Here is a 24,986-nt window from a genome sequence, read left to right on the forward strand (position 1 = left end):
ATCGTCAGCCGGCGTGGGCTCGGCGCGTGTCATCGGGATGCCTCGCCGAGGCCGAGCAGGTCGCGGGCGAACACGTCGATACGGCCCTTCAAATCGTCGAGCGTGGTCAGCGGCTGGATGGAGGGTTCGGCGCGCTGGCAGGCTTCCGTCACGTCTTCATCGTCGATTCCCAGGTTCCGCAGCGCGATGCCGGCGGCCAGCACCAGAGTCGGATAGACCTCCGCCGCTTCCAGCTCGCTGACCGCCCACCGCACGGAGGCCTGCGCAAGATCGAGCTGGCCGCGACGCGCCTCCAACGCCGCCCGATACAGCCTGGCGCGGGCAAGGCCTGAACGGTAGCTCGCCCGGGTGAGCGCTTCGACCGCGTCGCCGAACGCGGCTTCCGCGTCACCAAAGCGGCCAAGCCGCAGCGACGCGACCGCGATCGCCGTGTGGCACTTACCCAGCTCGTGCTGGGCACCGATCTCGGTCTGCACCTCGATAGCGGCCCGAGCCTCAGCGATTGCGAGCTCCGCGTCCGAAAAGGCGAGCAGCTCCGCCCGATTGGTCTTGATGTTCGCGTTGCCGAGGTACGACCGGGCCGTCTGGTAGTGGTCCGTCGCTTCGTAGAGGAGCCGGAGTGAAGCGTCGAAGTCAAAGGCGAACCGGTGCGCGAGGTGACGGAGCCGCGCCACGTCGCCTCGGGCCTCCGGGTGGCGGCGTTCCGCGATGACGTCGAGTTCGGTCGCGAAACGCTCGGCGTCGAGGAAGCGGCCCTGGCACATGTGCAGGTCAGCGGCCCACAGACCAGCGCCCATCCTGGCGGTGTCGTCGTCGCCGCTCCACACCAGGTTGTAGATCTCCAACGCGGCCGAGGTCTGCCCCGCGATCCGCCGCGCCTGACCAGCCGCGACCGCGAGCCGGGCGCCAACGGGCGTACTCGCGTCCCAGGTCTGGTCAGGAGTCAGCTCTAACGCCTGGTCGGCCTCACCGCGGCGCAGGACGGTCTCGACGTCCAGAACCCGGGCCGTTTCCGTCAGCTCGGGCGTGACCCTGACCGGGTTGTCGCGCAGGAAGTCGCGCAGGTCGGCCAGCACTCCGCCGGCCGCGCCGTCGGCGCCACCACGGACCGCGACCTCGACCAGGTCGAGCAGGTCGGTCCCGGACACTTCGCCGACCTGCAGCGCATGGAAGACCATCTCCCGGAAGGCAACGGGGTCAGCCAGCATCCGCCCGTCGACGGTCCGGGATGCTTCCTGGCCGGTGACGCCGCCGCTCTCTGGATCCTCGAAGGCCCGCGCGGCCCAAGCAGCATGCACAAGCCGGTGTAGCTCCAGCCGAGCCGGTTCGGAAAGACGGTCGCGCAGCGCCGCTGCCATGAGCTGGTGGAAACGCAGCTGGTCGCCCGCCGGGTAGACGAACGAGTACGACGAGATCGACTCCCACGCGGTCACATGTCCCGGCAGCTGCAACGCAGCCGTCAACGCCCGGAAGATCTCCACGCCGAAGATCCGCGCCACACCGAGAACCTCCAGCGTCCGCACCTCGTCAGATGCGACGTGCTGAAGGAAACGCTGAAGGATCTCCCGCTGGTTCGCCGCTGCCTGTGCCAAGCGTGGGCCCGTCGCGTCGCCTTCCGGGAGAGGGCCACCTGTGTCGACCGCGAGATGCAGATAGAAAGGAAGGCCTGCGCTCGCAGCCGCCAGCCGCTGCAACTCGCGTTCCTCCACGATTCCAGACGATCCGAGCAGCGCCAGCCGCGCCTGCATCGGCAGCCCGTCGACCGGACAGGTGCGGATAAGCCCGTGCCAGTCGGTGTCGTACACGTCCCACCGCAGCGGCTCCCGGCCGGCGATCACGACGAGGCCGCGGTCCAGCTGGGCGACCAGGTCACGCAGCCAGACGTCGGCGAGCTGAGTGCGCCCCGACCGGGTCGGCGCCGGGACCAGCGCCTCGTAGGTGTCGATCGTCAGCACATAGGGACGGGCAGCTGAGGCGTCCCGAAGATCCTCGGCGAACAGGTACGTGACCGCGTCGACGATCTCGGCGTTGGGCAGGTCGTCAAGCGACGACAACGTCTCGTCATGCCGGATACGAAAGCGGCGCCGGGCATCGGTCGTCACCTTCTCCGCGGCCTTCAGGAGACCGAGACCGGTCCCGAACACCGGCAGCCCAGCCACCGAGTCGATGATCTCTGTGAGGATGCCGCTCTCCTCGACAAACGGCAGCGTCTCCCTGCTGATCCTCAAGTGCGGATGGATTCGCTGCCACAGCACGGCGTAGGCGATGTCGAAACGGTCGAACCGCACGCCCTGGCCGCCGAACTCGGCCCGCAAGACCGCGAGCGCGTCCTCCTGCTGACGCATCGCCGGCACCTGAAGGTCCAGCGTCGCGGTCCGCCAGCCCTTCGGCGCCCGAACCCGCAGTTCCCGCAGCAGCCGGGACTTCCCGATCCCGCCGACACCGGTCACGTTCAGGATTCGGGGAGCTGGACTGGCAGCGCCGGTGCGGAGCCGTTCGATTTCCTCCTCGAACGCCGCCAGCAGCGGCTCACGATCCACGAACTCCCGCTGCAACGCCGCCACGCGACGAAAACGCGGCGCGATCGCCATCCCCGACCTCCGACAGCCGATGCCCGATCGACAGCGTGATGTGGCGATCGCCCTCCGCATCCAATCACCCTGCCCGGCTCGCGTCGGCCAAACCGTGCAATTCGGACTGACGCACCCGATAGGTCCACGCGGATGTCGCCAGCGGTGGCTGAGCCTCGGGCGATCCGAGATCGCGGCCGTGGGGATGACACCTGCGCGAGATGTACCAGATCATGTGCACGTGCCTGAACAGATTCCCGATCACCTCGACTTCGTCGGCCGCGGCTGGCATCCCCTCCTGACCCGCCTGCACGAGCAGCTGGTCGCTGTCAGCCCCAGTTACAGCGTCCAGCAGGTCAAGGAGAAGTACGGCACCCTGCGCATTCACCTCTACACCGGAATGCTGCGCCACCTGAACCTGGGGAACACCGACTGGCCGGACCCCGATCAGGCAGCCCGCTACAAGGACGAGGACGACGCGGCTCGCGCCCTCGTCCATGCCGCCGAGCAGGAGTCAGCCAGAACCTGCGAGGCCTGCGGCAATCCAGGCGTGCCCCGGGACCGCGCCTGGATCAAGACCCTCTGCGACGACTGCGCCGGCCACCGCTGAATTCGTCGGTCGCTCGATGCGGCCAAGGCCCCGTGCCGGATCGTGGCTGGCCGCCGCCAGCGCCCGTTTCGCGCGTAAACCTCCCGTGCGGAGGCACCAAGGAGATGCGGACCGGCAGCGCCAGCCGTAGCCGATCCTGATCCGGGCGCGCTGCGACGCGGCCGGTGTCCCAGGCGCGACGTGGAGCCGAAACGGGAAGGTGCAACTGGTGACCGTACGGATCGCGCAGATCTCCGATCTGCATTTCGGCCGTACCGCCGCTGCAATCGCGGAGAACCTCCTGGCTGACCTACGCGACCTCGACGCCACCCTCGTCGCGGTGTGCGGTGACCTCACCCAACGGGCAAAGGACACGGAGTTCCAAGCGGCTCGCGCCTTTCTAGGCAGGCTTCCGGCTCCGGCGCTGGTCGTGCCCGGCAACCATGACCTGCCCGTCTGGCCAATTTGGACGCGCATAGCCCGGCCGTGGCACCCGTGGCGACGACAGTTTGGTGCCAACCCGGCCGACGTGACCACCCACAGCGGCGATGGGCTGACCGCGGTCGGGCTCAACACGGCTCGCCGGTCGAGCCTGCACGTCGACTGGTCGCGGGGCCGGGTCAACGACCGGCAGGTCGCGGCGGCGCTCCGGGTGTTCGAGGAGTCGCCGCGGGGCGATCTGCGGGTGCTCGTCGCGCATCACCCGTTCCTGCTCGAACCGCGGGCTGGCGGCCACGGCCTGGTCGGCAGGTCCGACCTCGCGCTTCGGCAGCTGCACCAACGGGCGGATCTGCTGCTCGGCGGCCATCTTCACCTCGCCTACAGCGGGGTGGCCGACGGCCTGGTCGTGGCGCAGTCCGGCACGACGCTGTCGAACCGGCTGCGGGGCGAGCCGAACAGCTACAACCTCATCGAGGCTGACGGTGACCAGCTCACCGTCGAGACCCGGCAGTGGAACGGTGACCGTTTCGACACCTACGAACGTTCGACCTACGCCCGGCACGACCTCGACTGGAGCCGGACCCCGTAAGCGCGGGTCCACTACCGCTGCGGTCTACGCGCCCTGCTTTCCGGCGGCGACGCGGATCAGCCCGCGGACCGTGCCCCGTACTCCCGGCCGGAGCACCCGCACTCCGGGCGCGTGCAGCGGTACTCGCACCCGCAGCGCGCCGGGAAGGGAACGGAACAGCAGCGGCGGCGCGAGGCTGAGCGCCTCGCCGTCCACCCCGATGCTGACCGGCTGGGCGGAATCGACCCGAAACGTCGGGCTTTCCCAGCGCTGAAGGCCTCGGAACCGATCGATGGCACCTACCGGCTCAAGCGCGAGGAGGGCGGCGAGGTCACGGGCACCGCCGACGCTCAGGGCCACGAGACCAAGTCGACCCCTGTCGAGCCGGGAGCGGATGCCGAGGCCACCGAGGCTGTGCAGGTGGTAGGAGTTGTTCGAGACCAGCAGGACGTCCGCGTTCGACTGGACGCGACCGTCCGGGCCGAGGAACCGCAGGTCCGACGGGGCGTGATCAGGGCCGAGGAGCTCGGGCAGCTTGGCCGCCGCCGTACCCACCTTGGCGTCCCGGTAACTGTCGGCCTGGATGATCTCCGCGTACGCCCCGAGCGAGACGTTGTTGACGAAGACCCGCTCTCCGACCTGGCCGAGGTCGATGTGCCGTTCGATCGCCGCCTCGAACCCGTCCAGTGCTCCGGCGACGTCGGCCCGGTCAAGGCCCAGATCGAGAGCGAAGTGGTTGCGCGTGCCGGCCGGAACGCAGACGAAGGCCAGGCCGCGCCGCCGGACCACGTCGGCGACGAGACCCAGCGACCCGTCACCACCGGCCATGCCGATGACATCGGCCCCGTCGTCGGCCGCTTCCTCGGCCAGCGCGCGCAGGTCGGCGTCGGGAGTGAGAACGACGACCCTGACGCCGCGCGCGGCCGCCTCATTGACGAGGTCATGCTGTTCCGCCGCGCCCCCGCCGGACCGGGGGTTCAGCAGCAGGACGCCGTGGCGGGCCGGTCGGACGATGGCCCCTTTCGGCCGGTGACGGCCGAAGGCGGCACGCGCACCGCCCTGCGACGCGGCCAGCAGCCCCACCGTGACCAGTGTGCTCAGGACGCCGACCGCGCCGGCGAAGGCGAGCAGTCCACCGAGGGCCGCGACGGCCACGGCAGCGGCCGTGGCCCGCCCGAGCCCCCGTCCGACGAGCGCCGTCCAGCCCGCTGTCGTCGCCACGGACACGGCGACGACCGCCACGGGCAGGGCGATCGGCCGGTCGGCCAATCGGACCAGTACCACGGCTACCGCCCCGGCGAAGCAGGCGAGCGCGCCGCAGGCGGCTGCCCGGCGGCGCCGAGAGACCTGCTGCTTCCTGGGGCGATCGTGAGCGAGGTGAGCGCGACCGTCAGAAAGCTCCGGTTGCGACGCCGATTCGATCGACGGCTGCCCTCTCCGACCGGTCATCCGGATATGGTCACCGACCCCGCTCGGCTCGGCAACGGCAGCCGGACACCGAACTCTCCCTCTAGTCGCCCGCACCCTGCCGACGAGATGTCGGCGGCCGCCCGCCGATTCGCGCCGCTGAGGTTGCCCGACCTACCGGGCCTGTCCCAGGGCGGTCCTCGCCGCCAGGACGTTCACGTAGTCGCGCAGGTGGGCGATCTTCCCGTTGTGGACGGTGAGCACGATGATGTTGGGGAGGGTGAACTCGCCGGTGGCTGTGCTGGTCCCGACGGCTTCCTGCTCGGCGACGATCGTCGCCGGGTCGCTGGTGTCGTGGACGGCGAGGCTGCGATAGCGCTCGTACTTCAGCGGGTTGGCCTTCCATCCGCCGGCGATCCAGCTCACGATCGCGTCCCGGCCCTCGATGCGCGATGGTACGCCGGGCGCCGTGAACGGAAACTCATGGACGGCGTCGAGGGCGTACAGGCCGCTCATCTCCTCGACAGACTGGCTGACGGCGGCTTGGCGTAGAAGCTCCAGAACCTGGCGCGGGCCGCGGTCCTGCCCACCGAGAGCCGTGCGCCTGGCGGTCACCTTGCGGTGGCTGATCTTCCAGCCGTCGGGCTGGCGGGTGACGATGTCGTCGTAGACGACGCTTCCGGCCGTGCCGCCCGCCGTGATGCCGATGCCCTTGGACTGGACCCGTGCCGAGTGGTCGCCCGTCGGGGTGATCACGATGTTGGTGACGTGGTGGCCGACCGGGTTGGCGTCGCCCGCCGCGAGCGCGGCCTCGCGGATGGCCGCGGGCCCATGGAGCGAGCCGTAGTCAAGGTCCTCCACGTCGTAGATGACGTCCTCCGTGAACAGCTCACCGGCCTGGTCCAGCCGGCCGGCGTCGGTGAGGTGGCCGTGCAGGTTGATCAGGTCGTGGATGTCGGTTCGGTCCTGTTCCGACAGCGTCATCGGGATGTCCTCCAGGGTGCGGGAGTCTCCGCGCCAGTAAGGTGAGGCACGGTCCGGTTAGTGGAGACCGTAGCGGACTGTGTCCCCGGTTAGCAAGGGTGTGAGGATGACGCTGGCAGGCGACGACTCGCGGTCACGGGCTGGGCGTCCGAGGCGCGCGGACGCCCAGCGCAACTACGAGCAGCTGGTCGAGCAGGCGCGGCGCGCGTTCGCCGAGTTCGGTGTGGACGCCTCCCTGGACGAGATCGCCCGCCGTGCCGGGGTGGCCAGCGGAACGCTCTACCGGCATTTCCCGACCCGACTGGACCTGGTCGAGGCTGTGCTCGCTGAGCAGATAGCCGAGCTGCTCGCCCTCGGCCGGGGGCTGCTGAGCGCCGAGGACGAGCTTGATGCGCTGTCCACCTGGCTGCGGGCCACGCTCCTGCACGCCCTGACCTACCGGGGACTCTCGGCCGCGGTGATGAACTCGGCGCTCGACCGCGAGCACGCCCTGGTCGCGACCTGGCACGCGCAGCTGTTCGAGGTCGGGGGCGAGCTGCTCGCGCGAGCGCGGCGCCGCGGCGTGGTCGTCGCCGACGCGGACGCCGCCGACCTGATGAAGCTGATAGGCGCCATCGCCTGGGCCGCCCAGGACAGCCCCGACAGCTCAGCCCAGGCCGATCGCCTGCTCGCCCTGCTTCTGAACGGACTCCGAGCCCGACGATGACCTCGGCCGGCGCCCTCGATCGCGGATTCGGGTACGCCGGCCCAGTGCCGAGCAGGGACGCGGCGAAGTCGGGCATTCCGGCGCGGTTACGGCGCCGATGAGGGCGGTTCGGTCAGTGAGGCAATGCAGGTGGTGAGCAGGCGCCGCATCTGCGCTTGCTCACCGGTGTCCAGATTGGCCAGCATGTCCTGCTCGACGCGGCGAACCGCGGCGCTGGCCACCTTGAGCTGGCGGCGCCCGCGGTCGGTCAGCTCGGTCGGCAGAACCCTTCCGACGGGTGCCTGTTCTGGGCGGACGACGAGTCCCTGGCGTTCGAGGGCCTGCAGGAGCACGTTCATCGACTGCCGAGTGACGAACGTTCCGCGGGCAAGCTCGGAGTTCGACAGGCCCGGCCGCTGGGCGAGCAGCTCCAGGCAGGCGTAGTGGGTGATCGTCATGCCGAGCGGCCGCAGGACGGCCTCCATCGCGGAGTGCAGGGCGCTCGCGGCCGCCTTCAGCATGTACCCCAGCGAGGTGTCCAGCTCGATTCCCGGCCCACCTTGACTCATGTCAGTAGTCTGACATACCTTCCTGCATGTCAGAAGACTGACATCGGACGAGGAGGCAAGAATCGTGGCCGTCACGGGACCCGACTTCGTTTCACTGCAGGTGCGCGACCTGGAGCGTTCCGCCGCTTTCTACGAGCGGTACCTGGGGCTGAAGCGCTCCGCCGCGGCACCGCCGCACGCCGTCGTGTTCGAGACCAAGCCGATCGCGTTCGCCGTCCGCGACGTCGTCGCGGGCGTCGACCTGGACGCGGTCGCGCGGCCGGGCCTGGGAATGGCGCTGTGGCTGCACGCCCCCGACGCGCAGGACATCCACGACGCCCTCGCCGCCGCCGGCGCGACGATCGTCTCAGCGCCCGTCGACGGGCCGTTCGGCCGCACTTTCACGTTCGCCGACCCGGACGGCTACCAGGTGACCCTCCACGACCGCGGCTGAGCCGGGCCTCCCGGTCCTCGGCGCGGCAGGACCTCCGAGCACGCTCTCGGTCGAACTCGGGCCTGGGCAAGGGGGCTGCGTACGATGTGGCTCATGACCGGGAAAAGAGCCGGCACGCTGCTCGAGGTGATGAACCCAATCGAGCGTTTCACCCTCTCTCGCGCCTGGGAGGACCTGACCGATGACGAGTTCTCCTGGGAGCCATTCACGACGACCTGGAGTATTCGCCGGCAGGGTCAGTGCTCGACCCGGAACCCGTTCGGAGCCGGAGAATGGGTAGCCGACTTCGAGATCCCTGAGCCAGTACCGGTCCCGATGACGACCATCGCCTGGCTGTATTGGCACATAGGATCACTGCCCGACCGTCTGTGCGCCATCGATTTCTTGGGCGGGTCGCACACGATGGCCAGCGGCTGGACGTCTCCGTACCTTTCCCATCATCCGATCTTCACCAGTGCTGCCGAGGCGGTCACCGCGTTGCGGGACGGCTGGCAAAGGCTCCGCGAGGCGATTGAGCGGGCGGATGACGACCAACTCGAAGTGACGACCGCTGGGTACACGTATGCCCCGGAGCCGCCAAGAGGCGGCGTGTGCGTTGCCGGCCCGCCGGGTCCCGCCCACCCGGCCACGCACTTCATCGCGGGGGCGCTCAACGAGGTAGGTCATCACGGTACTCAGATCGGCGCTCTGCGCGATCTTCACGCGTGGCGACAGACCGACCGCCACTGACCCAACCTCACCAACCGGATTGGTGTGGCCTCACCAGTTCGCGTATCTGCTGGTCGTCGTCTCCGGTCAGCAGATCGGCCACCGCGCGGATACGTCCGGGCCCGCAGGAGCGGCACGGTGGCTGCGCTGGACGTACGGCGGTGATCCTCACCTGGAGGTCGATGTACCGGACGCTGTCTATCCGCCGGAGTTGTTCGCGCGGCTCCTGCACGGCGCTGGTCTCGCCGTGCTGTCCACCATTGGTTGCAACCGGCGTTACTCGCGATCGCGAAAGACGCCAACGTCCCGATCGCTGTCGACGTCCAGACCGTCACGGGGGTCGACGACACCTACAGCCAGCCATGGCTGAACGCGGCGGACATCCTTTTCTGCTCCGCCGAACGCCTCGTGACCGAACCCGCCTCCTTCGCGGTGGCTGCCCTCGCGCGGTTCCCGCCGGCTGCGCGGTCGGAACCCCTGGAGCCGCGGTCCAGATCACCGACCAACGCGTCACCGACCTGCTCCGACGCCGTCCCTGACACCTGCCGCGAGCGCGCGTCTCGTGAGAACACGACCTTCGCGTTCTCGTGCTTGAACGACCGGAGGCGCCTTCGATCCCGATCAGCCTTCGCGGGTGCTGATGATCGCGTCAGCAATGGTGCGTATGACGTCTGGGCTCACGTCGGAGATGACAGCGAGAGGCAGACGGGTCCAATCGCCGCGGCTTAGCGCTTCTCCGAGAAGATGTTCAGCCCGCTGAGGGTTGCCGGCCTGCGCGAGGGCTCCCGCCACATCGGCCAACGCCCGGGCCTGGCACTGGGGGTCGGCGATGTCGCGGGCGAGTCGCTCGGCGTGCGAGTGCTCACCGGCCCGGGCGAGCGCTCCCGCCACATCGGCCAGCGCCTGCGCCTGGAGTTCCGGAAAGACGATGTCGCGGGCGAGTTGCTCGGCCTGGGCATGCTCACCCGTCTGGGCGAGGGCCTCCGCCACCTCGGCCAGCGCCTGCGCCTGTGCCTGGGAGTTCGGGTCCGTGATGTCGGTGGCGACCTGCTCGGCGCGGGCGTGCTCACCGGCTCGGGCAAGCGCACCCGCCAACCCGGCCAGCGTCCACGCCTGGTGAAGCGGGTCGGTGATGTCGCGGGCGATCTGCTCGGCCGCGGCGGCGAGCTGCTCGGCGCGGGCATGCTCACCGATCCGGGCGAGCGCACCCGCCACCTCGGCCAGCGCCCGCGCCCGGGAGCCCGGGTCGGTGATGTCGGCGGCGATCTGCTCGGCATGGGCGTGCTGCCCGGCCCGGGCAAGGGCGACAGCCACACTGGCGAACGCCCAGGCCTGGGAGTCGGGGTCGGTGATGTCGCGGGCGATCTGCTCGGCCGCGGCGGCGACCTGCTTCGCGCGGCCATGCTCACCTGCCTGGGCAAGCCCGCCCGCGACGTCCGCCAGCGACTCGGCCTGGCGGGACCGGTCAGTGATGCTGTGGGCGACCTGTTCGGCATGGGTGTGTTCACCGGCGTTCGCCAGTGCGCCCGCCACCTCGGCCAGCGCCCAGGCCTGGGAGTCGAGGTCGGTGGTGTCGCGGGCGGCCTGCTCGGCTAGCCCGGCGACCTGCTCGGCGGGGCCATGCTCACCGGCCCGGGCAAGCGCGCCCGCGATCCCGGCCAGTGCCCGCGCGTGCATGTGCGGGTGGGTGATGTCGCGGGCGATCTGCTCGGCCGCGGCCGCGAGCTGCTCGGCGTGGTCATGCGCACCGGCCCGGGCAAACGCGCCCGCCGCCTCGGCCAGCGCCCGCGCCTGGGCGCCCGGGTCGGCGATGCGGTGGGCGACCTGCTCGGCGTGGTCATGCGCACCGACCTGCGCAAGCGCTCCGACCACCTCGACCAACGCCGGGGCCTGGTAGGGCAGCTCGGCAATGCCGTAGGCAACCTGTTCGGCACGGTCAGGCTCACCGGCCCGGGCGAGGGCACCAGCCGCGGCCGTCAGCGCCAAGGCCTGTATGGACGGTTGGGCGATGTCGCGGGCGACCTGTTCGGCAGCGGCGGCGACCTGCCCGGCCCAGGCCTGCTCACCGGCCTGGACGAGGGCACCGGTCACGTCGGCCAGAGCCCGGGCCTGGGAATAGGGGTGGGTGGTGCTGAGGGCGGCCTGTTCGGCCGTGGCGGCGACCTGCCTGGCTCGGGCCTGCTCACCGGCCCGAGCCAGGGCACCAGCTACACCGGCCAGCGCACCGGCCCGGATGTCCGGGTTGGTGATGTCGCGAGTGACCTGCTCGGCGCGGTCAGGCTCGCCGGCCTGGGCAAGGGCCCCCGCTACCTCGACCAGCGCCTTGGCCTGCGCGTACGGCTCGGTGATGCCGCGGGCGATCCGCTCGGCGTGGGCATCTTCGCCGGTCTGGGCGAGGGCTCCAGCCACCTCGACCAGCGCCAGGTCCTGAAAGTGCGGGTTCGTGATGGCGCGGGCGAGCTGTTCGGCGCGGGCGGTGTGGCCGAGTCGGGCCCAGACAGCGGGGAGACGGGTGGGAATGTTGCTGTTGCGGGCCGCGATGCGTTGGCGGTGCACGGCGAGTCGGGCCATCAGCCGCAGGTCTGGGGATGGCTGGGTGAGGATGCTGTTCTGGGCGTCGGTGATCTCGGCGAGGGCGGCGGTGTCGCCGCCGGTGAGGTCGAGCATCCGGTCGTGTCGTGTCTGGTCGGTGGCGCAGTCAACGGCGCGGGCCAGCTCGCCGGTGTCGAGGAGCAGCCGGTAGTAGCCGCGCAGCAGGTATTCCGGGGTGTGCCGCGGCCACTTCTGTTGCCAGTAGCCGTGCGCCCAGGTGTGGAGCTTCTCCCGGTAGGCAGCCAGCCTTTTCGATCCGTAGGCGCGGACGGACTCCTGGGCGAGTTCCTCATGACCGAGCAGGTATACCCTCGACCCGCCCGCCGAGTTCCACCGCGCGGCTCGGCTGGAGAAGCTACGACCGGAGACCGTCGACAGCAGCCGTTCGATGTCCCATTCAGTGGCATCGAGATCGCCGGCGAGTTCCTCGAGATCACGGCCGGAGAGACCGCCGCCGGCGGCGGTCACGAGCCCCAACAGGTCCCGTTCCAACGGGCCGCCGGTCCGCAGCCGTTCCAGATCGGACCGCATATCCGCGCGGATCGTCGTGGCGAAGTCAGAGCGCTCCAGCACCTGAACGATGTTCCGGTCACTGAGCGGATGGCCGGCGGGCACGTCGTCCGGGAGGGGTGGGTTCGGTCGGCCCGCGACCACCACCCGCGCTCCGTCCGGCGGGTTCGCCGGCAGCAGACCGGCGATACTGCGTGCTCCCGGCCCCGTCACGCCCCGATCCTCGTCGAGCCCGTCAACGACCAGCACCAGCCGTTGCCCACGAGCCTTGCAGTGCGCCGCGGCCTCCGCGAAGAACTTGAACCACAGCCGCTCCGCGCGACCCGGATCCTGGAACGGGGGCACCGACTCCCCGACGATGTCGGCGAGCTGCTCGGTCACGATCTCGACAAACGCCGCGCGGTCACTGTTTCCCGCATACCGGGCAGTGATGAAGAACGACACCACCCGCACCCCCGGCGGGGGAGCAAGCACAAACGACGACATCAAGGCCGACTTACCCGTCCACGCCGCCGCCCGCCACCACAGATACCGCCGGCCATTGGAATCATCAGGGGCGGTACAGAACTCGGCCAGCCGCGCCAGTTCCCCCTCACGGCCTACCAGCCGCGGCGGCGCGATCTGCCGCACCTGCTCCACATACGCCGACCGGCCCAGCGGGCCCGAGCCCGGCCCAGCCGCATCTCCGGCGAACAGCGCCTCACGAGCTGGCCCCGCCGCGGCGAAGACCGGGTTCTCAGGAAACTGTTCGGCGGCTTCGGCCAGCAGCCGCTCCGCGCCGGCAGCCGCGACGCCCTGCTTGAGCAGGTCCGCGACCGCCCTCCAGAACACCCGCGAACTCTGCGCTCCCCACGGCACATCAGGCACGCGAACCCCGGCGTTCGTGACCACCTGTCGCGCCGACAGCGGATCGGCGTACACCTCAGCGAGCGCCTCGACCTGCTCGCTGGTCAGCCCCGCACTCATGCCACCCCCCGGCAGCCCGAGCCCACCCAGACGATACGACTCGCAGCATCCCACCAGGCGGCCCACGTCCGCGCCGCCGTGACTGGCTGACGTACGCGTGGCGTTCCAGTGGCCAGTAGGTGACGTTCCGCTGGAGTACGCGCCGCCGCCGAGGTTCTGCCGGCAGAGTGCGGCCCCGTGCCTATTTTTCGCCCGCGTGTCAGCGTCGCCTCGGTGTGCGCCGGGGCACTGACCCTCTCTGGATTCGCCGTCGCCGGGGTGCTCGCCGCACAGCCCGCGGCCGCCGCCGACCCGGCCGGTTATCAGAACGTCCGGATCAACGAGGTCACCTCGTCGAACAACGACACAGTGGAGCTGTACAACGCCGGTTCGGCCTCGGTGAGTATCAGCGGCTGGAAGATGTCCGACGACAGCTTCTCGCCGCAGTCGTTCAGCCCCTCGGCCAGCACGATCCCGGCCGGCGGCTTCGTCACGTTCAACTCGCCCAAGGGGCTCGGCGACGCGGACAAGCTGGTGATCTATACGCCCGGCGGGACGGTGGTCGACCGGGTCGAGTGGGCCACCGACAAGGCGAAGCCGGCGATGGCGCGCTGCGGTGGCGACGGCACCGGCGCGTGGGTGACCACGACGACGGCGGCCACGTTCGGCGCCGCGAACGCGGCCGGCTGCCCCTCGTCGATTCCGGCGGCGAGCCGGGTGCGGATCAACGAGGTGACCTCAGACGGCTCCGACACCGTGGAGCTCTACAACGGTGGAACGAGCGCGGTCAGCGTCGGGTCGTGGAAGTACGTCGACGGCGACACCAGCCACTCCGCGGCGACGATCTCGTCCTCCTCGCCAAGCGCGACCAGCATCCCCGCGGGGGGCTACGTCACGTTCAACTCGACCATCGGCCTGGGGGACAACGACTCGGTGTTCCTGCTGGACAGCAGCGGCAACACGATCGACTCGGTGACCTGGGCGACCGACGGCGCGAAGCCGTCCGATGAGCGCTGCGCGAACGGTTCTGGCTGGTTCCAGACCGCCACGACCGCGACCTTCGGCGGCGCGAACTCCTGCACGGGCTCCGGCGGCGGTACCGGTGGCGGCACCGGTCAGCTGCTGGGCGGCGGCGGCGCGCTCACCAGCGGCTGCACCCCCGAGGCCCCCACCGGCACGGGCTCCAGCCCGGCGGGCACCCTGGCCTGGCCGGGTGGCCTCGACGTCACGATCGCCGACAACGTCTGCGCGTTCATCACGTCGACCGGTCCCGAGGGCCGCGATCTGAGCGGGCTGGCGTTCGATCCGGCGAACCCCTCCGTGCTGTGGGCGGCCAAGAACAAGAACTGGCTGTTCAAGCTGGTCAAGAGCAGCGGCAAGTGGATCCCGGACCCTTCGTGGAGCGCGACCGGGAAGCAGCTGCATTTCACAGGCGGCACCGGCCAGCCGGACACGGAGGGCCTGACGGTTGGCGCGAACGGCCACGTCTACGTGACGTCCGAGCGTGACAACGCCGCGAACACGGTCCCCAAGGACACGATCATGGAGTTCAACCCCGCGGCGGCCGGCTCGACGCTGACGCCGCTGCACCAGTGGGACATGACCTCGCAGTTCCCGCAGCTCAACACCGGTAGCAGCGCCGACGCCAACCTGGGCTTCGAGGGCGTCGGCTACGTGCCGGACAGCTGGCTGACGGCGAACGGCTGGAAGGACCCGCTCACCGGCGCCGCCTACAACCCGGCGAACTACCCGCTGCACGGTTCGGGCCTGTTCTTCGCCGGCCTGGAATGGGACGGCACGCTGCACGTATACGGACTGAACTCCGACGGCACGTTCACCACGTTCGGCGCGGTGGCGACCGGGAAGGCCTCCGTGATGGACGTGCTGTTCGACGCCGGAACGCAGCGCGTCATCGCGATCTGCGACAACACCTGCGGCGAGACGCACACCCTCCTGAAGGTCGACGCCAGCGGCGTGATCGTCCCGGACGTGACCTACACGAACCCGGCCGTCATGCCGATCGACAACCTCGAGGGCTTCGCGCTCGCGCCGACCGCGACCTGCGTCAACGGTTTCCGCGAGGCGGTCTGGTCCGACGACGGCATCTACGGCTTCGGTGCCGGCACATCCTCCTCCGGACACGCCCTCTACAGCGGCACCTTCCCCTGCTGAAGGTCCACGACTGGATAGCGACGAAGCTCCTGGCGGGCAGGCTCACGATCCTGAACGAGCCCCACCTGCCAGGAGCTTCGTCATCAGCGGGCTCTCCGCAGGTTCTATCCGTGGTCAGCCGAGGTTGACGCCGATGATGACGGCGACCGCGCCCAGAACGAGGAGGAGCACCCAGACGAGGATGAGATTGCCGGTCACGTCGTAGTAGTGCTCCTCGGCGGCCACGCGGCCACGCTGGATGGCGGCGTCGTCGCGCGGGTGGGAGCGCTGCCACGTGCGCCAGTCGCCGCCGACGCTGACCCCGCCGGCGCCCAGCCGCCGCAGGGCCTCCGCCTGGGGGATGGCACGCAGGAAGGCGCCGTCGATGGTGACGCCGTCGCGGGCACGCGACGCGATGAAGCCGAGCGGCGGGGGGAGGGGCGTCGGGTTGTCCCCGGTGTGCAGGCGCAGGGGTGGCAGTCGGACCGGCAGGGCGAACGCCAGCACGAGGGTCGGTGGCCTGGGGTCGATGCCGCCTCGCGGAAGTCCGCAGAGTCTGGTCGCCAGGTAGGGGATCAGAAGGCCGTCCGCGGCGATTTGCGGATAGGCCTGCCAGTCGGGGGACTCTCGCCTTTCGGTGGTCCGGTACACCGGCACCGCGACGACCTCGTCGAGGCCGATCTCGATGCGCCTCGCGCCGAAATAGGACGGCAGCCGGAGCCGCAGCCGGTCGGGGTAGAGCTCGATCGCCGCTTGTCGCCCCCAGTAGATGTCCAGCGGGATCACGCTCGGCCGGCCCTGGACCGGGCCCAAACTAGCTGGGCGTTCTGTCACGGTGAAGGAGGGTATGCCTTCTCGCCCCCGGCGGTGATCCCGCGGCCCGAGCGCTATCGTCCGGACGTCCGCTTGCAAGTCGCAGCCACGTGGGGGCTCATGGTGTCGGATACGACCTGCCACATGTCGATCTCGCTGGACGGCTTCGTCGCCGGGCCGGACCAGAGCAGGCAGGACCCACTGGGGAAGCGGGGGCGAGAGCTGCACGGCTGGCACATGGGGGATCCGCGCGCCAACGACGCCGACAGGACCGCGACCGAGTGGCTCATGCGTCCCCGGGGCGCGTATGTGATGGGGCGGAACATGTTCGGCCCGATCCGCGGGGAATGGGACGAGGACTGGTCTGGCTGGTGGGGACCCGAACCGCCGTATCACGCACCGGTCTTCGTGCTGACCCATCACCGCCATGATCCGATCCCGATGGACGGGGGGACGACGTTCCATTTCGTCACGGACGGCTTCGAGGCGGCCTACTCCGCGGCACGTGAGGCCGCCGGGGGCAAAGGGGTGGACATCGCCGGTGGCGCGTCCACCGTTCGACAGGCGCTGACCGCCGGCGTGATCGACGAGCTCACTCTCGACATCGCGCCCGTCCTGCTCGGTTCAGGCGAGCGCATCTTCGACGGTGTTGAGTCCTTCGGCTTCGAGCCCGCCGAGGTGCTTCACTCCCCGCTGACCACCCACATCCGCTACCGCCGCGCCAGCTGACTCCGCCGCCGACTCGCCCACCGTCCCGACATCGGTCCCGGCGAGGAGCGTGGCTCGCCGCCGTCGCTCATCGGACATCGCGAGAACGGAAAGGATGGCCGGCGACTACGGTTCGTGCGTCGATGGACGCGACGGGGCGACTGGGACCGGTCGGGAGGCGGATGTGTCGGCAGGCAGAACAGGTCGACGCATCCGCGCATGGTCAGCCGTCCTCGGAGCGGCGACGGTGACGATGCTCGCGAGTTGCGCCGGCGGAGCGCAGCCTGCCGGCCAAGCGGCCACGACGACGCCGGCAGCGGCCGCCGCGACGACGGTTCCGGCCGGGACAACGCCAACCAAGGCACGTTCGGGCGCAGCCGTGGTGGCCACCCGGCTGATCAATTTGGCCCCGGTCGACCAGCGCGGCCACGCGACGAGTGGCTGGTCCATCGACCGGAACGACGACGATCCCAACGCCCCGATCGACTGCGGTGACACCAGCCAGGCATATCCCTCGCCTGCCGCCGCCAGCGGAGACATCTACAGCTGCGCGCCGAGCGCCGCCGAGGCGGACGCCTGCTGGCCGACAGCCCAGGCCCGCCAGATGCTCTGCCTGCGCGACCCGTACTCGCCCGTCCTCACCGCCCTGACGGCTCAGGCGCTCGTCGCCAAGGTCTCCGCGCCCAGGGATCCCGTCCCGCTCGGCCTGCGCCTGGCCAACGGTGATCAGTGTCGGCTCCGTGACGGCGGTGCTTGGGGATCCCCGCCGCAGCATCCGGACTATGTCGGCTACTACTCCTGTGCCTCGCACGGCATCGTCTGGGCGCCCCAGGAATCGTCCACCGGCGGCATCGACCGGACCACCAAGCGCTGGACCGTCCTGGTCGGCGGCGAGACCGGCCCGCTCACCACCGTCGCCGTCACCGACGCCTCCTTCGTCACCACCGCTGCCTGACCCAGCACTGAGCCTGGACTAGGCAGGCTGTCACCGGGAGCGCGGATCTCGCTCAGAGTTGGTGGCAGATTCGTCGGACCGGCATAGAGACGGACCGAGCCACAACGAGGGTTCGGGCGCCTGGGAGAGGTCGGTGAACGCGCCCGCACCATGCGGGGGTTCTCGCGGCCGCGTCGTCTCAGCGCGTCAGATTGTCGATCTCTTGGCCCGGCTGGATAGCGAGACCCCGCTGCCTGCGGCGAGGCGCCGAGGTGCCAGGCAGTCACCCTCCCCGGTGATCGTGTCCGGCGCTGTCTCGTAGCCACCAGAGGGCGAAAACAGCGATCGTTGTTTGGCCCTTCGGTGGTCGCGCGCGGGGCTGTGCCGTGGCCACAGCCGTTGGACCATTTCACCAGGTCACACCGGCGTCGATCTATAGCAGGTCAGATCACCCAGATCCACGAAAGCGCAAATCGGATCCAGCGCGTAGTGACGTCGCGTCAGTTCCGGATGGGCTGACGGCCCGCTGTTTTTAATGGTCAGAGGCCTGAGGCGTCATCTGGGAGGTCGACGGCAGGGCTGGATCGGTGACTTTGGGTTTCCGGTTTAGTCCGGCTGTGTCCTGTCTCCATGGCGGACCGATGCTCCACTCAACTACCGCCTACTGAATAACCCGACACTGACGAAGTGGGCAGCACCTAATCTGCTAGGCCTCCGGTCGGTCCGACCGAACGCGGATGTGGTTGTGTTCTCGAACAGTGAGGTTCCGACCACGCGGGCGGCATGTCACTAGTACTGTGGCTCCGATGTGGCCCACCGTTCTGTCTGGAAGGGGCCAGTTGGTGTTGGACAGCGATCTTGTCAGGTGACGGCAGCACCCCGTGGTCGGGGTTCTCTGACACGTGGCTCCTCGGTTTTCGCCGTATCTACGCCATCTTTGTTGTCCGTGGGAATCGCGACCCACACCGGACCGCTGCCCGCAGTCCGTGGGCCATGCTCCGTTTGATGTCGTTGTCCTATGGCCCCGGGCTGCTCACCGTCGCGGTGTTGTGGACGACGGTTGGGGGCACCGGAGATCTATCCGGTGCCGACCTGCTGCTATTCGCATTGCTGGGCACGGTGAACGGCGGCATGCTCGGCGCGGCCTCGCTGGCCTGGACCTTTCCGCTGAGGCGGCTTGACACCATTGACGACCTTATCCGGAGCAGCACCCACCGTGAACGCATCATCTCCCCGGTTCTTCGTGGATACGGAATCTGGCAAGCCGCCCCGCCCGTCGTGGCGGCGGCGATCCCTGTCGTTATCCTGCTCGCGCGCGGCGACTTTGCCGCCCGAAATGTCGCGATCGCCGTCAACCTTGCGTGGAGCATGTCATTTCTCGGGAACGTTGGCTACTGGCTGATAGTCCCGCCGATCATGGTTATCTTCATGCGCAGGTGCACGGACCTCAGTCTTCGTTGGAATGACCCGGCCCGTACGCCAGGGGTCCGGACGCTCTCGGAAGGCTATGCTTACTCGGCTATCTTCCTCGCGCTCGGAGCGCTCGCCGTCACGTTACCCGGCCTTTTTGTAAGTGCACGGCTATTCGCCGGGTACCTGCCTTACCTGTATGGCCTGCTGCTTGGGTTGTCGCTGTGGGTCGGCGCTTTCACGCAGTTCATGATATTCACGATCACCCGACGTTTCCGCCTCTCGGTGATGGATGCGCTGGTTGAGGGTGACGCATACCAGCTGTCCGAGGCGCGCGCCATGGAGGAGATATTCGAGAAAGTGCGGGTGAGCGAGAACTCGCCGAGTACGCGCGCCGCATATGACATGTTGGCAGAGGCGCCCAGCCTCCCATATGGAACTGGCCTCATCGTCCAGTACGCAACCGCCATCCTCGGGTCCGTGGTCGGCTTCCTGCTACAATAGCGCCGACAGAACGGAGATCATGGTGCCAAATCGCGACGAGAACAAAAGGGCGGTTCTTCGGTACTACGACCGCACGGAGTCACGACTGGGCTACCTGTATCTGCTTCGCGGAACGAAGCACTTCGGCTGGTACGAGGCCGGCGATTCCGGATGGCGATTCTCGCCAGCGATGCGCCGCATGGAGCGCCAACTCGGTCAGCGTCTCGGTCTGGAGGCCGATTCCCGGGTGCTCGACGCAGGTTGCGGTATGGGTGACGTCGCACGTACGCTGGCGGCCGATTTTGGCCTGGATATCACCGGAATAGACATTCTTGATTTTAACCTCGTCGAGGCCCGGCGCCGAAGCGAGAGAGCCGGTCTCGCCAACCGCACCCGATTCATTGAATGTGACTACCACGACCTCTCCCGGTTCGAGGACGGCGAGTTCGACGGGGTCTACACGATGGAGACGTTTGTGCACGCCGCCGATGCCGAGCGGGCGTTGGCCGAGTTCCACCGGGTTCTGCGTCCCGGCGGGCGGCTCGTCATGTTCGAGTACTCGCGGACGCCAAACGAGTGTTTGCTGCCGGCGGCGCGGGCAGCATTCGACGCCGTGTGTGAACTGGGCGCGATGCCGGCCTGGCACCGCCTCAACCACGGTGATCTCGAAAACCTGCTCGAATCGGCGTCGTTCAAGGTCGAGTCGGTGGAAGACGTGACGGCCCGGATGCTGCCGATGCTGCGTCTGTTCGCGGTCCTCGGTCGCTTTCCCTATGCGCTCGCCCGGCGGCTGGGCAAGACGGAGAAGGCCGTCAACGCGATGAGCGGTGTGGAGATGTGGAAGCACCAGGAGGCCTGGCGCTACAACATCTACACGGCCACGGAGCGCACGTAGCCCTCCTTCGGCTTTTGCCGACCAGACAGGCCTGGCACGGTCGCCAGTTGGCTGCCAAGGGAGGGTGAGACGGTGCGACCGTCACGATCAGATTTGCGCTTGTAGCGGTACGTGTCGATTTTTCCGCCTGGGATCACCCAGATCCACCGATGAGAAGCGGTGGCGGGGGCGGTCTGACTACGGTCTGGCAGGTGCCTGCGACCGCTGCGAGGGTGAGCAACCTATGAGACCGCTTCGATACTCGATCAACGTGACTCTCGACGGCTGTTGCGATCATCGGGTGGGGATCGCGGACGAGGAGTCGCATCGCTATTGGGCCGCGAGCCTGGAGCGGGCCGATTCCCTTCTCTTCGGCCGGGTGACCTACGAGATGATGGAGGAGGCCTGGCGGCGGCCGACGACGGGAACGTGGCCTGACTGGATGGCTGACTGGATGATCCCCTTCGCCCAGACGATCGATGCGGCGAAGAAGTACGTCGTGTCGAGCACCCTGGACCGGGTCGACTGGAACGCTGAGCTCGTGCGGGGTGATCTGGGGGAGGCCGTCGCGCGGCTCAAGCGGGAGCCTGGCAGCGGCCTGTTCGTGGGAGGCGTGACCCTCCCGCTGGCCCTGGCGGATCTGGGACTGATCGACGAGTACGAGTTCGTCGTGCTGCCCGTCGTGGCGGGCCACGGGCCGACGTTGTTCGCCGGCCTGAGCGAGCGGCTCGAGCTGAAGCTGGTCGGACGCCAGGAATTCCGGTCGGGGGCGGTCGCACTGCGATACGAGCCCAGCCGCACGAGCTCCTGACGCTCACCGGACTCAGCCTCGACGCGGGCGGTCACGAGCGGGCGCCGGCTGACGCGTCGCTCGGCCCGCTGGCTCGCCGGGGCGGCTGGACGATGGCCAGGGCAAGCAGCAGCGCGCAGGCGCAGAACCCTGTGGCCAGGGTGAAGCCCGCGGCGATCCCCTGCACGAGGACCCGTCGGGAGGTGTCGTCGGTGGCGAGGTGCGCGGCGGCGTGCCGTGAGGCAACACCGAAGGCGGTGACGAGGACCGCGACGCCCACCGAGCTTCCGGTCCGCTGCGTGGTCTGGAGCAGGCCCGATGCGGCGCCGGAGTCCTCACGGGGCACGTCCGCGAGGATCATCATGTTGAGGGGCATGAAGCACAGGCCGATGCCGATGCCGAACAACAGCATCGGTCCCAGGATGCCGGAGACGTAGCCGCTTCCCGCCGAGATCCGGCTGAGCCAGGCCATGGCCGCGGTGATCAGTACGGTGCCGGCGATCGTGCTGGGCTTGGGACCGATGCGCGACACGAGGCGTGGCGCGGCGCGGGAGCTGGCGATCTGGGTGAGAGCCATCGGCAGCACGGCCAGGCCCGCGCGAAGTGGGCCCATGCCGAGCGCCTCCTGGAGGAGCTGGCTGAGGAAATAGATAGTGCCGGCCAGTGCGGCGCCGAGCAGGAACATGTTCGCGAGGCCGATCGCCCGGTTGCGGTCGGTGAACAGCCGCAGGGGCATGATCGGATGTGTGGCGCGGCTCTGCCAGCCGACGAAGGCCGCGAGGAGCACGGCGGCGGCGACGAACGCGCCGAGCGCCCGGCCGTCCGCCCAGCCGGTGCCGGCGACGCGGACGAAGGCGTAGGTGAGCGAGCCCATGCCGAGGGTGGCGGTGAGTGCCCCGAGCACGTCGATGCGGCCGGGATGCCGCTCGGGCTCGGCGAGGAAGCGTGGGGCGACGAAGAGGATCGCGGTCCCGAACGGGACGTTGATGAACATCACCCACCGCCAGGACAGCTCGGCGGTCAGTACGCCGCCGAGGACGTATCCGATGGTGACGCCGGCGCCGGCCGCGGCGGAGAAGGCGCCGAGTGCCCGGTTGCGCGCCTGTCCCGGCGGGAAGGTGGCGGCGATCAGGGACAGGGTCCCGGGTGCGGCGAGCGCGGCGCCCGCGCCCTGGAGCGCCCGGGTGGCCAGCAGCCAGCCGCTGGTGGTGGCGAAACCGCCCGCGAGCGAGGCGACGGTGAACAGCGCGATGCCGGCGACGAGCATCCGCCGCCGGCCAAGGACGTCACCCAGCCGGCCGCCGGCCAGCAGCAGCCCGCCGAAGACGAGGGTGTACAGGCTGGGTACCCAGGCCAGGCCGATGGCGGAGAAGTGCAGGCCGCGCTGGATGCTGGGCAGTGCCACGTTCACGATCGAGGCGTCCACGATCAGCATGAGCTGACACGAGACGATGATCGCCAGCGCGACGCCGGGCCGTTCGGTCGGTCGCGCGTCGTCGGCTGTCCGGGGCAGGGCCTGCGCGGAGCTGGACATCTAGACTCCCGTAAGTGGGGGATCTCCCTGGTTGCCGTTGAGGGACGATACGGGGAGACTCCCCACTTAGGCAAGCGGCTGAGCCGGGATCGGAGGAGGGTCATGACCAGCGATCGGCCGATGCGTGCCGACGCCCGGCGCAACTACGAGCGCCTGCTCGCCGCCGCGGCGGAGGTGTTCGCCAAAGAAGGGACGAACGCGGCGCTCGACGACGTCGCCCGGTACGCCGGCATCGGCAACGCGACGCTCTACCGGCACTTCCCGACCAGACAGGACCTTGTCGAGGCGTTGCTCACCGACCGCTACGACGACCTTCGGGCGACCGCCGAGCGACTTCTCGCCGACCGGGATCCGCGGGCCGCGCTGATCACGTGGCTGCGTTCCTTCATCACCCACATGACCACGTACCGCGGCCTCGCCGCCTCGGTCATGACCGTCCTGCGCGACCCGGAGACGGAACTCTCCGCCTCCTGCAAGGGTATGCAGGCCGCGGCCGCGACGCTCCTCGCCCACGCCCAGGAAAGCGCTGTCATTCGCCCCGACCTGACCGTGGATGAGTTGCTCCGCCTCACCAACGGCGTCGCCATCGCCGCCGAAGGGAACCCCGACGAAACAGCGCGCCTCCTCCGCCTCCTGACCGAAGGTCTGTATCACGGATGTGATAGCGCGTGACGTGGGGAGCGCGGTCGCACCGCCGGCCGGCCGGCCGCTGGTGCTTCTGACCTATCCCTGGCATATGCGGGGCGACGTGCCGACGCTCGCCGGTGACCCCGTCGAGGTGGGCGCGGTGATCGAGCTCCCGGCGGTACCCGTGTTCGAGCCGGAGGGGTTCGCCCGTCCGGCCCACCGGCTCAACCGACGTCGATCTGGACGAAGAGCTCGCCGTCCTGGCCGTACCAGTCGCCGCCGACAATGGCCGGCTTCCGGTAGGGCGTGACGGCAATGAGGCAGTCGCCAGACTTGTGACAGATTGCGATATTCTCGCCCGTCTTCGGGGGATACACGGCGGCGACGCCGGGAAACTCTCGCAGCCATTCGAGAACCGGTCGCAGCTGGGTTCCGCACTCGGCGACGCAGCGCGAGGATGCCGCGTAGGTCACGCGCGCTTTTCCCTCGGTGAGCCTTGTCACGGACCGTCGACTGAAGCCGGGGGGAGCCTTCATCGCCTGGGCGACGCGCAGGTTGGCGCGGTAGGCGTCGGCTGTCGCGTCCGAGTGGCCGTTCTTGTGCAACACGTACCCAACCGTCGCCGCCCCCGCGGCGAGGACCAGCACCGCCGCGATGATCGCTGTGCGCAGGCCGGGAGTCAGCCGGGGGGAGCGGGTCGCTGCGGGAGGCCGGAGGGCGGTGGGTGGGCCCACCGGCGGCTCCCCGGTGACGCGCGGCGGTGCCGGTTGGGTCGCGGCCCCGCGCCGGCCCCCGGCGAGGGGCAGGAGTATCTCCCGGAGCTGATCGGCGGTGGGTCGCCGCGCGGGCTCCTTGCGCAGCAGGCCGCTGAGCGCCGCCCCGAGGGGGCCGGCCCGCAGGGCGGGGGCGGGGTCCTGCGTGGCGACGGAGACCAGGACCGCGCCAGGGTTCGTACCGCTGAACGGAGGGCGGCCCTCCACCGCGGTGTACAGGGTCGCGCCCAGGGACCACAGGTCGGACTCGGCCGTGGCGGGCAGGCCATTTACCTGCTCGGGAGCCATGAAGGCCGGCGTTCCCAGAAGCATGCCCGAGGCGGTCAGGGTGGCGTCGCCGTCGAGGGCCGCGATGCCGAAGTCGGTCAGGACGACGCGGTCGTCTTCCAGGAGGATGTTGGCGGGCTTGATGTCGCGGTGGGTGATGCCCGCCTGGTGCGCGGCGGACAGGGCGGCGAGCACCTGGAGCCCGATACCCGCGACCTGTTCGGGCGGCAGCGGTCCCGTCGACTTGAGCAGGTCGCCCAGCGAGCCGCCGTGCACCAGCTCCATGACGATCCAGGGCCGTCCGTCCTCGCCTGTGACGCGGTCGTGGATGGTGACGATTCCCGGATGCTTCAGCCGGGCGGCCGCGCGCGCCTCTCGATCCAGCCGCGCGATCCAGTTGGTCCGCTCGGCGGCGGTGAGCTGCTCGGGCAGCCGAAGTTCCTTGACCGCCACATCTCGCCCCAGCTGCTCGTCATGAGCGCGCCACACGGCGCCCATGCCGCCCTGCCCCAGCATTCCGGTCAGCCGATACCGGCCCGCCAGCATCCTTCCCAGATCATGCGTCACGGCCTGAAATATAGTCATATAAACCTGAATTGCCGGCCTGGGCGAACGTGGCCC

General features: G+C 69.5%; 20 protein-coding genes. 12 read left to right on the top strand and 8 right to left on the bottom strand.

The features are described 5' to 3' along the window. Window positions 1-29: 29 nt before the first annotated feature. A complete protein-coding gene (locus tag FRAEUI1C_RS10635; RefSeq protein ID WP_083819495.1) occupies window positions 30-2,591 on the bottom strand; it encodes an AAA family ATPase in 2,562 nt (853 codons plus the stop codon). Window positions 2,592-2,811: 220 nt separating this feature from the next. Between FRAEUI1C_RS10635 and FRAEUI1C_RS10640 the strand changes: the two genes are divergently transcribed. Then, window positions 2,812-3,180, top strand: coding sequence for a TraR/DksA family transcriptional regulator (locus tag FRAEUI1C_RS10640; protein WP_157734896.1), 369 nt, complete (start codon window positions 2,812-2,814; stop codon window positions 3,178-3,180). 208 nt (window positions 3,181-3,388) lie between these two features. Beyond that, complete coding sequence (locus tag FRAEUI1C_RS37165; protein ID WP_013423299.1) at window positions 3,389-4,189, top strand: metallophosphoesterase family protein; 801 nt, start codon at window positions 3,389-3,391, stop codon at window positions 4,187-4,189. A gap of 24 nt (window positions 4,190-4,213) precedes the next feature. On the opposite strand, the gene FRAEUI1C_RS10650 is transcribed toward FRAEUI1C_RS37165, so the two are convergent. Further along, window positions 4,214-5,410: a diacylglycerol/lipid kinase family protein gene (locus FRAEUI1C_RS10650; RefSeq protein ID WP_232425376.1), complete on the bottom strand. Its 1,197-nt coding sequence runs from the start codon at window positions 5,408-5,410 to the stop codon at window positions 4,214-4,216. A 339-nt stretch (window positions 5,411-5,749) separates the two neighbouring features. Further along, entirely contained in the window at window positions 5,750-6,559 is an 810-nt protein-coding gene (locus FRAEUI1C_RS40905; protein ID WP_013423301.1) for a nuclear transport factor 2 family protein, read from the bottom strand. 106 nt (window positions 6,560-6,665) lie between these two features. Between FRAEUI1C_RS40905 and FRAEUI1C_RS10665 the strand changes: the two genes are divergently transcribed. Beyond that, a complete protein-coding gene (locus tag FRAEUI1C_RS10665; RefSeq protein ID WP_013423302.1) occupies window positions 6,666-7,265 on the top strand; it encodes a TetR/AcrR family transcriptional regulator in 600 nt (199 codons plus the stop codon). An 86-nt stretch (window positions 7,266-7,351) separates the two neighbouring features. Here the strand turns inward: FRAEUI1C_RS10665 and FRAEUI1C_RS10670 are convergent, their stop codons facing one another. Beyond that, on the bottom strand, window positions 7,352-7,813 hold the full coding sequence (locus FRAEUI1C_RS10670; RefSeq protein WP_013423303.1) for a MarR family winged helix-turn-helix transcriptional regulator: 462 nt from the start codon (window positions 7,811-7,813) through the stop codon (window positions 7,352-7,354). Between the two features lie 64 nt (window positions 7,814-7,877). On the opposite strand from FRAEUI1C_RS10670, the gene FRAEUI1C_RS10675 reads away from it, so the two are divergent. Together FRAEUI1C_RS10675 and FRAEUI1C_RS10680 are read left to right on the top strand one after the other, a co-directional pair. Further along, window positions 7,878-8,246: a VOC family protein gene (locus tag FRAEUI1C_RS10675; protein WP_013423304.1), complete on the top strand. Its 369-nt coding sequence runs from the start codon at window positions 7,878-7,880 to the stop codon at window positions 8,244-8,246. A gap of 93 nt (window positions 8,247-8,339) precedes the next feature. After that, window positions 8,340-8,975: a DinB family protein gene (locus FRAEUI1C_RS10680; RefSeq protein ID WP_232425377.1), complete on the top strand. Its 636-nt coding sequence runs from the start codon at window positions 8,340-8,342 to the stop codon at window positions 8,973-8,975. 600 nt (window positions 8,976-9,575) lie between these two features. Here the strand turns inward: FRAEUI1C_RS10680 and FRAEUI1C_RS10690 are convergent. Then, the gene (locus FRAEUI1C_RS10690) at window positions 9,576-13,022 is read right to left on the bottom strand and encodes an effector-associated domain EAD1-containing protein (protein ID WP_013423306.1); all 3,447 of its coding nucleotides are present in this window, start codon (window positions 13,020-13,022) and stop codon (window positions 9,576-9,578) included. A gap of 177 nt (window positions 13,023-13,199) precedes the next feature. Between FRAEUI1C_RS10690 and FRAEUI1C_RS37520 the strand changes: the two genes are divergently transcribed. Next, complete coding sequence (locus tag FRAEUI1C_RS37520; protein ID WP_013423307.1) at window positions 13,200-15,173, top strand: lamin tail domain-containing protein; 1,974 nt, start codon at window positions 13,200-13,202, stop codon at window positions 15,171-15,173. A gap of 114 nt (window positions 15,174-15,287) precedes the next feature. Here FRAEUI1C_RS37520 and FRAEUI1C_RS10700 read toward each other — a convergent pair whose 3' ends face one another. After that, window positions 15,288-15,986, bottom strand: coding sequence for a hypothetical protein (locus FRAEUI1C_RS10700; protein WP_157734897.1), 699 nt, complete (start codon window positions 15,984-15,986; stop codon window positions 15,288-15,290). 123 nt (window positions 15,987-16,109) lie between these two features. Between FRAEUI1C_RS10700 and FRAEUI1C_RS10705 the strand changes: the two genes are divergently transcribed. From FRAEUI1C_RS10705 to FRAEUI1C_RS10725, 5 genes are all read left to right on the top strand, one after another. After that, a complete protein-coding gene (locus FRAEUI1C_RS10705; RefSeq protein ID WP_198318741.1) occupies window positions 16,110-16,694 on the top strand; it encodes a dihydrofolate reductase family protein in 585 nt (194 codons plus the stop codon). A gap of 361 nt (window positions 16,695-17,055) precedes the next feature. After that, window positions 17,056-17,628, top strand: coding sequence for a hypothetical protein (locus FRAEUI1C_RS10710; protein WP_157734898.1), 573 nt, complete (start codon window positions 17,056-17,058; stop codon window positions 17,626-17,628). A gap of 984 nt (window positions 17,629-18,612) precedes the next feature. Beyond that, a complete protein-coding gene (locus FRAEUI1C_RS10715) occupies window positions 18,613-19,521 on the top strand; it encodes a hypothetical protein (protein WP_157734899.1) in 909 nt (302 codons plus the stop codon). Window positions 19,522-19,540: 19 nt separating this feature from the next. Next, entirely contained in the window at window positions 19,541-20,395 is an 855-nt protein-coding gene (locus FRAEUI1C_RS10720) for a class I SAM-dependent methyltransferase (protein ID WP_041259176.1), read from the top strand. Window positions 20,396-20,645: 250 nt separating this feature from the next. After that, on the top strand, window positions 20,646-21,185 hold the full coding sequence (locus tag FRAEUI1C_RS10725) for a dihydrofolate reductase family protein (RefSeq protein ID WP_232425378.1): 540 nt from the start codon (window positions 20,646-20,648) through the stop codon (window positions 21,183-21,185). Between the two features lie 31 nt (window positions 21,186-21,216). On the opposite strand, the gene FRAEUI1C_RS10730 is transcribed toward FRAEUI1C_RS10725, so the two are convergent. After that, window positions 21,217-22,698 (bottom strand): MFS transporter, encoded by a 1,482-nt coding sequence (locus FRAEUI1C_RS10730; RefSeq protein ID WP_013423314.1) that lies wholly within the window; start codon window positions 22,696-22,698, stop codon window positions 21,217-21,219. Window positions 22,699-22,800: 102 nt separating this feature from the next. Here FRAEUI1C_RS10730 and FRAEUI1C_RS10735 point away from each other — a divergent pair, with 102 nt between their 5' ends. After that, window positions 22,801-23,370, top strand: a complete 570-nt coding sequence (locus tag FRAEUI1C_RS10735; RefSeq protein WP_013423315.1) for a TetR/AcrR family transcriptional regulator — start codon at window positions 22,801-22,803, stop codon at window positions 23,368-23,370. Window positions 23,371-23,549: 179 nt separating this feature from the next. Here FRAEUI1C_RS10735 and FRAEUI1C_RS10740 read toward each other — a convergent pair whose 3' ends face one another. Further along, entirely contained in the window at window positions 23,550-24,932 is a 1,383-nt protein-coding gene (locus FRAEUI1C_RS10740; RefSeq protein ID WP_198318742.1) for a serine/threonine-protein kinase, read from the bottom strand. Window positions 24,933-24,986: the final 54 nt, after the last annotated feature.

This window comes from Pseudofrankia inefficax, from assembly GCF_000166135.1.
Taxonomy (GTDB): domain Bacteria; phylum Actinomycetota; class Actinomycetes; order Frankiales; family Frankiaceae; genus Pseudofrankia; species Pseudofrankia inefficax.

Excerpts from the sequence above, each read along its gene's own strand:
- FRAEUI1C_RS10665 (WP_013423302.1), top strand. The coding sequence starts at position 6,666 with ATGACGCTGGCAGGCGACGACTCGCGGTCACGGGCTGGGCGTCCGAGG.
- FRAEUI1C_RS10690 (WP_013423306.1), bottom strand. The coding sequence starts at position 13,022 with ATGAGTGCGGGGCTGACCAGCGAGCAGGTCGAGGCGCTCGCTGAGGTG.
- FRAEUI1C_RS10635 (WP_083819495.1), bottom strand. The coding sequence starts at position 2,591 with ATGGCGATCGCGCCGCGTTTTCGTCGCGTGGCGGCGTTGCAGCGGGAG.
- FRAEUI1C_RS10680 (WP_232425377.1), top strand. The coding sequence starts at position 8,340 with ATGACCGGGAAAAGAGCCGGCACGCTGCTCGAGGTGATGAACCCAATC.
- FRAEUI1C_RS10720 (WP_041259176.1), top strand. The coding sequence starts at position 19,541 with ATGGTGCCAAATCGCGACGAGAACAAAAGGGCGGTTCTTCGGTACTAC.
- FRAEUI1C_RS40905 (WP_013423301.1), bottom strand. The coding sequence starts at position 6,559 with ATGACGCTGTCGGAACAGGACCGAACCGACATCCACGACCTGATCAAC.
- FRAEUI1C_RS10730 (WP_013423314.1), bottom strand. The coding sequence starts at position 22,698 with ATGTCCAGCTCCGCGCAGGCCCTGCCCCGGACAGCCGACGACGCGCGA.
- FRAEUI1C_RS10715 (WP_157734899.1), top strand. The coding sequence starts at position 18,613 with ATGTCGTTGTCCTATGGCCCCGGGCTGCTCACCGTCGCGGTGTTGTGG.
- FRAEUI1C_RS10670 (WP_013423303.1), bottom strand. The coding sequence starts at position 7,813 with ATGAGTCAAGGTGGGCCGGGAATCGAGCTGGACACCTCGCTGGGGTAC.
- FRAEUI1C_RS10705 (WP_198318741.1), top strand. The coding sequence starts at position 16,110 with ATGTCGATCTCGCTGGACGGCTTCGTCGCCGGGCCGGACCAGAGCAGG.
- FRAEUI1C_RS10735 (WP_013423315.1), top strand. The coding sequence starts at position 22,801 with ATGACCAGCGATCGGCCGATGCGTGCCGACGCCCGGCGCAACTACGAG.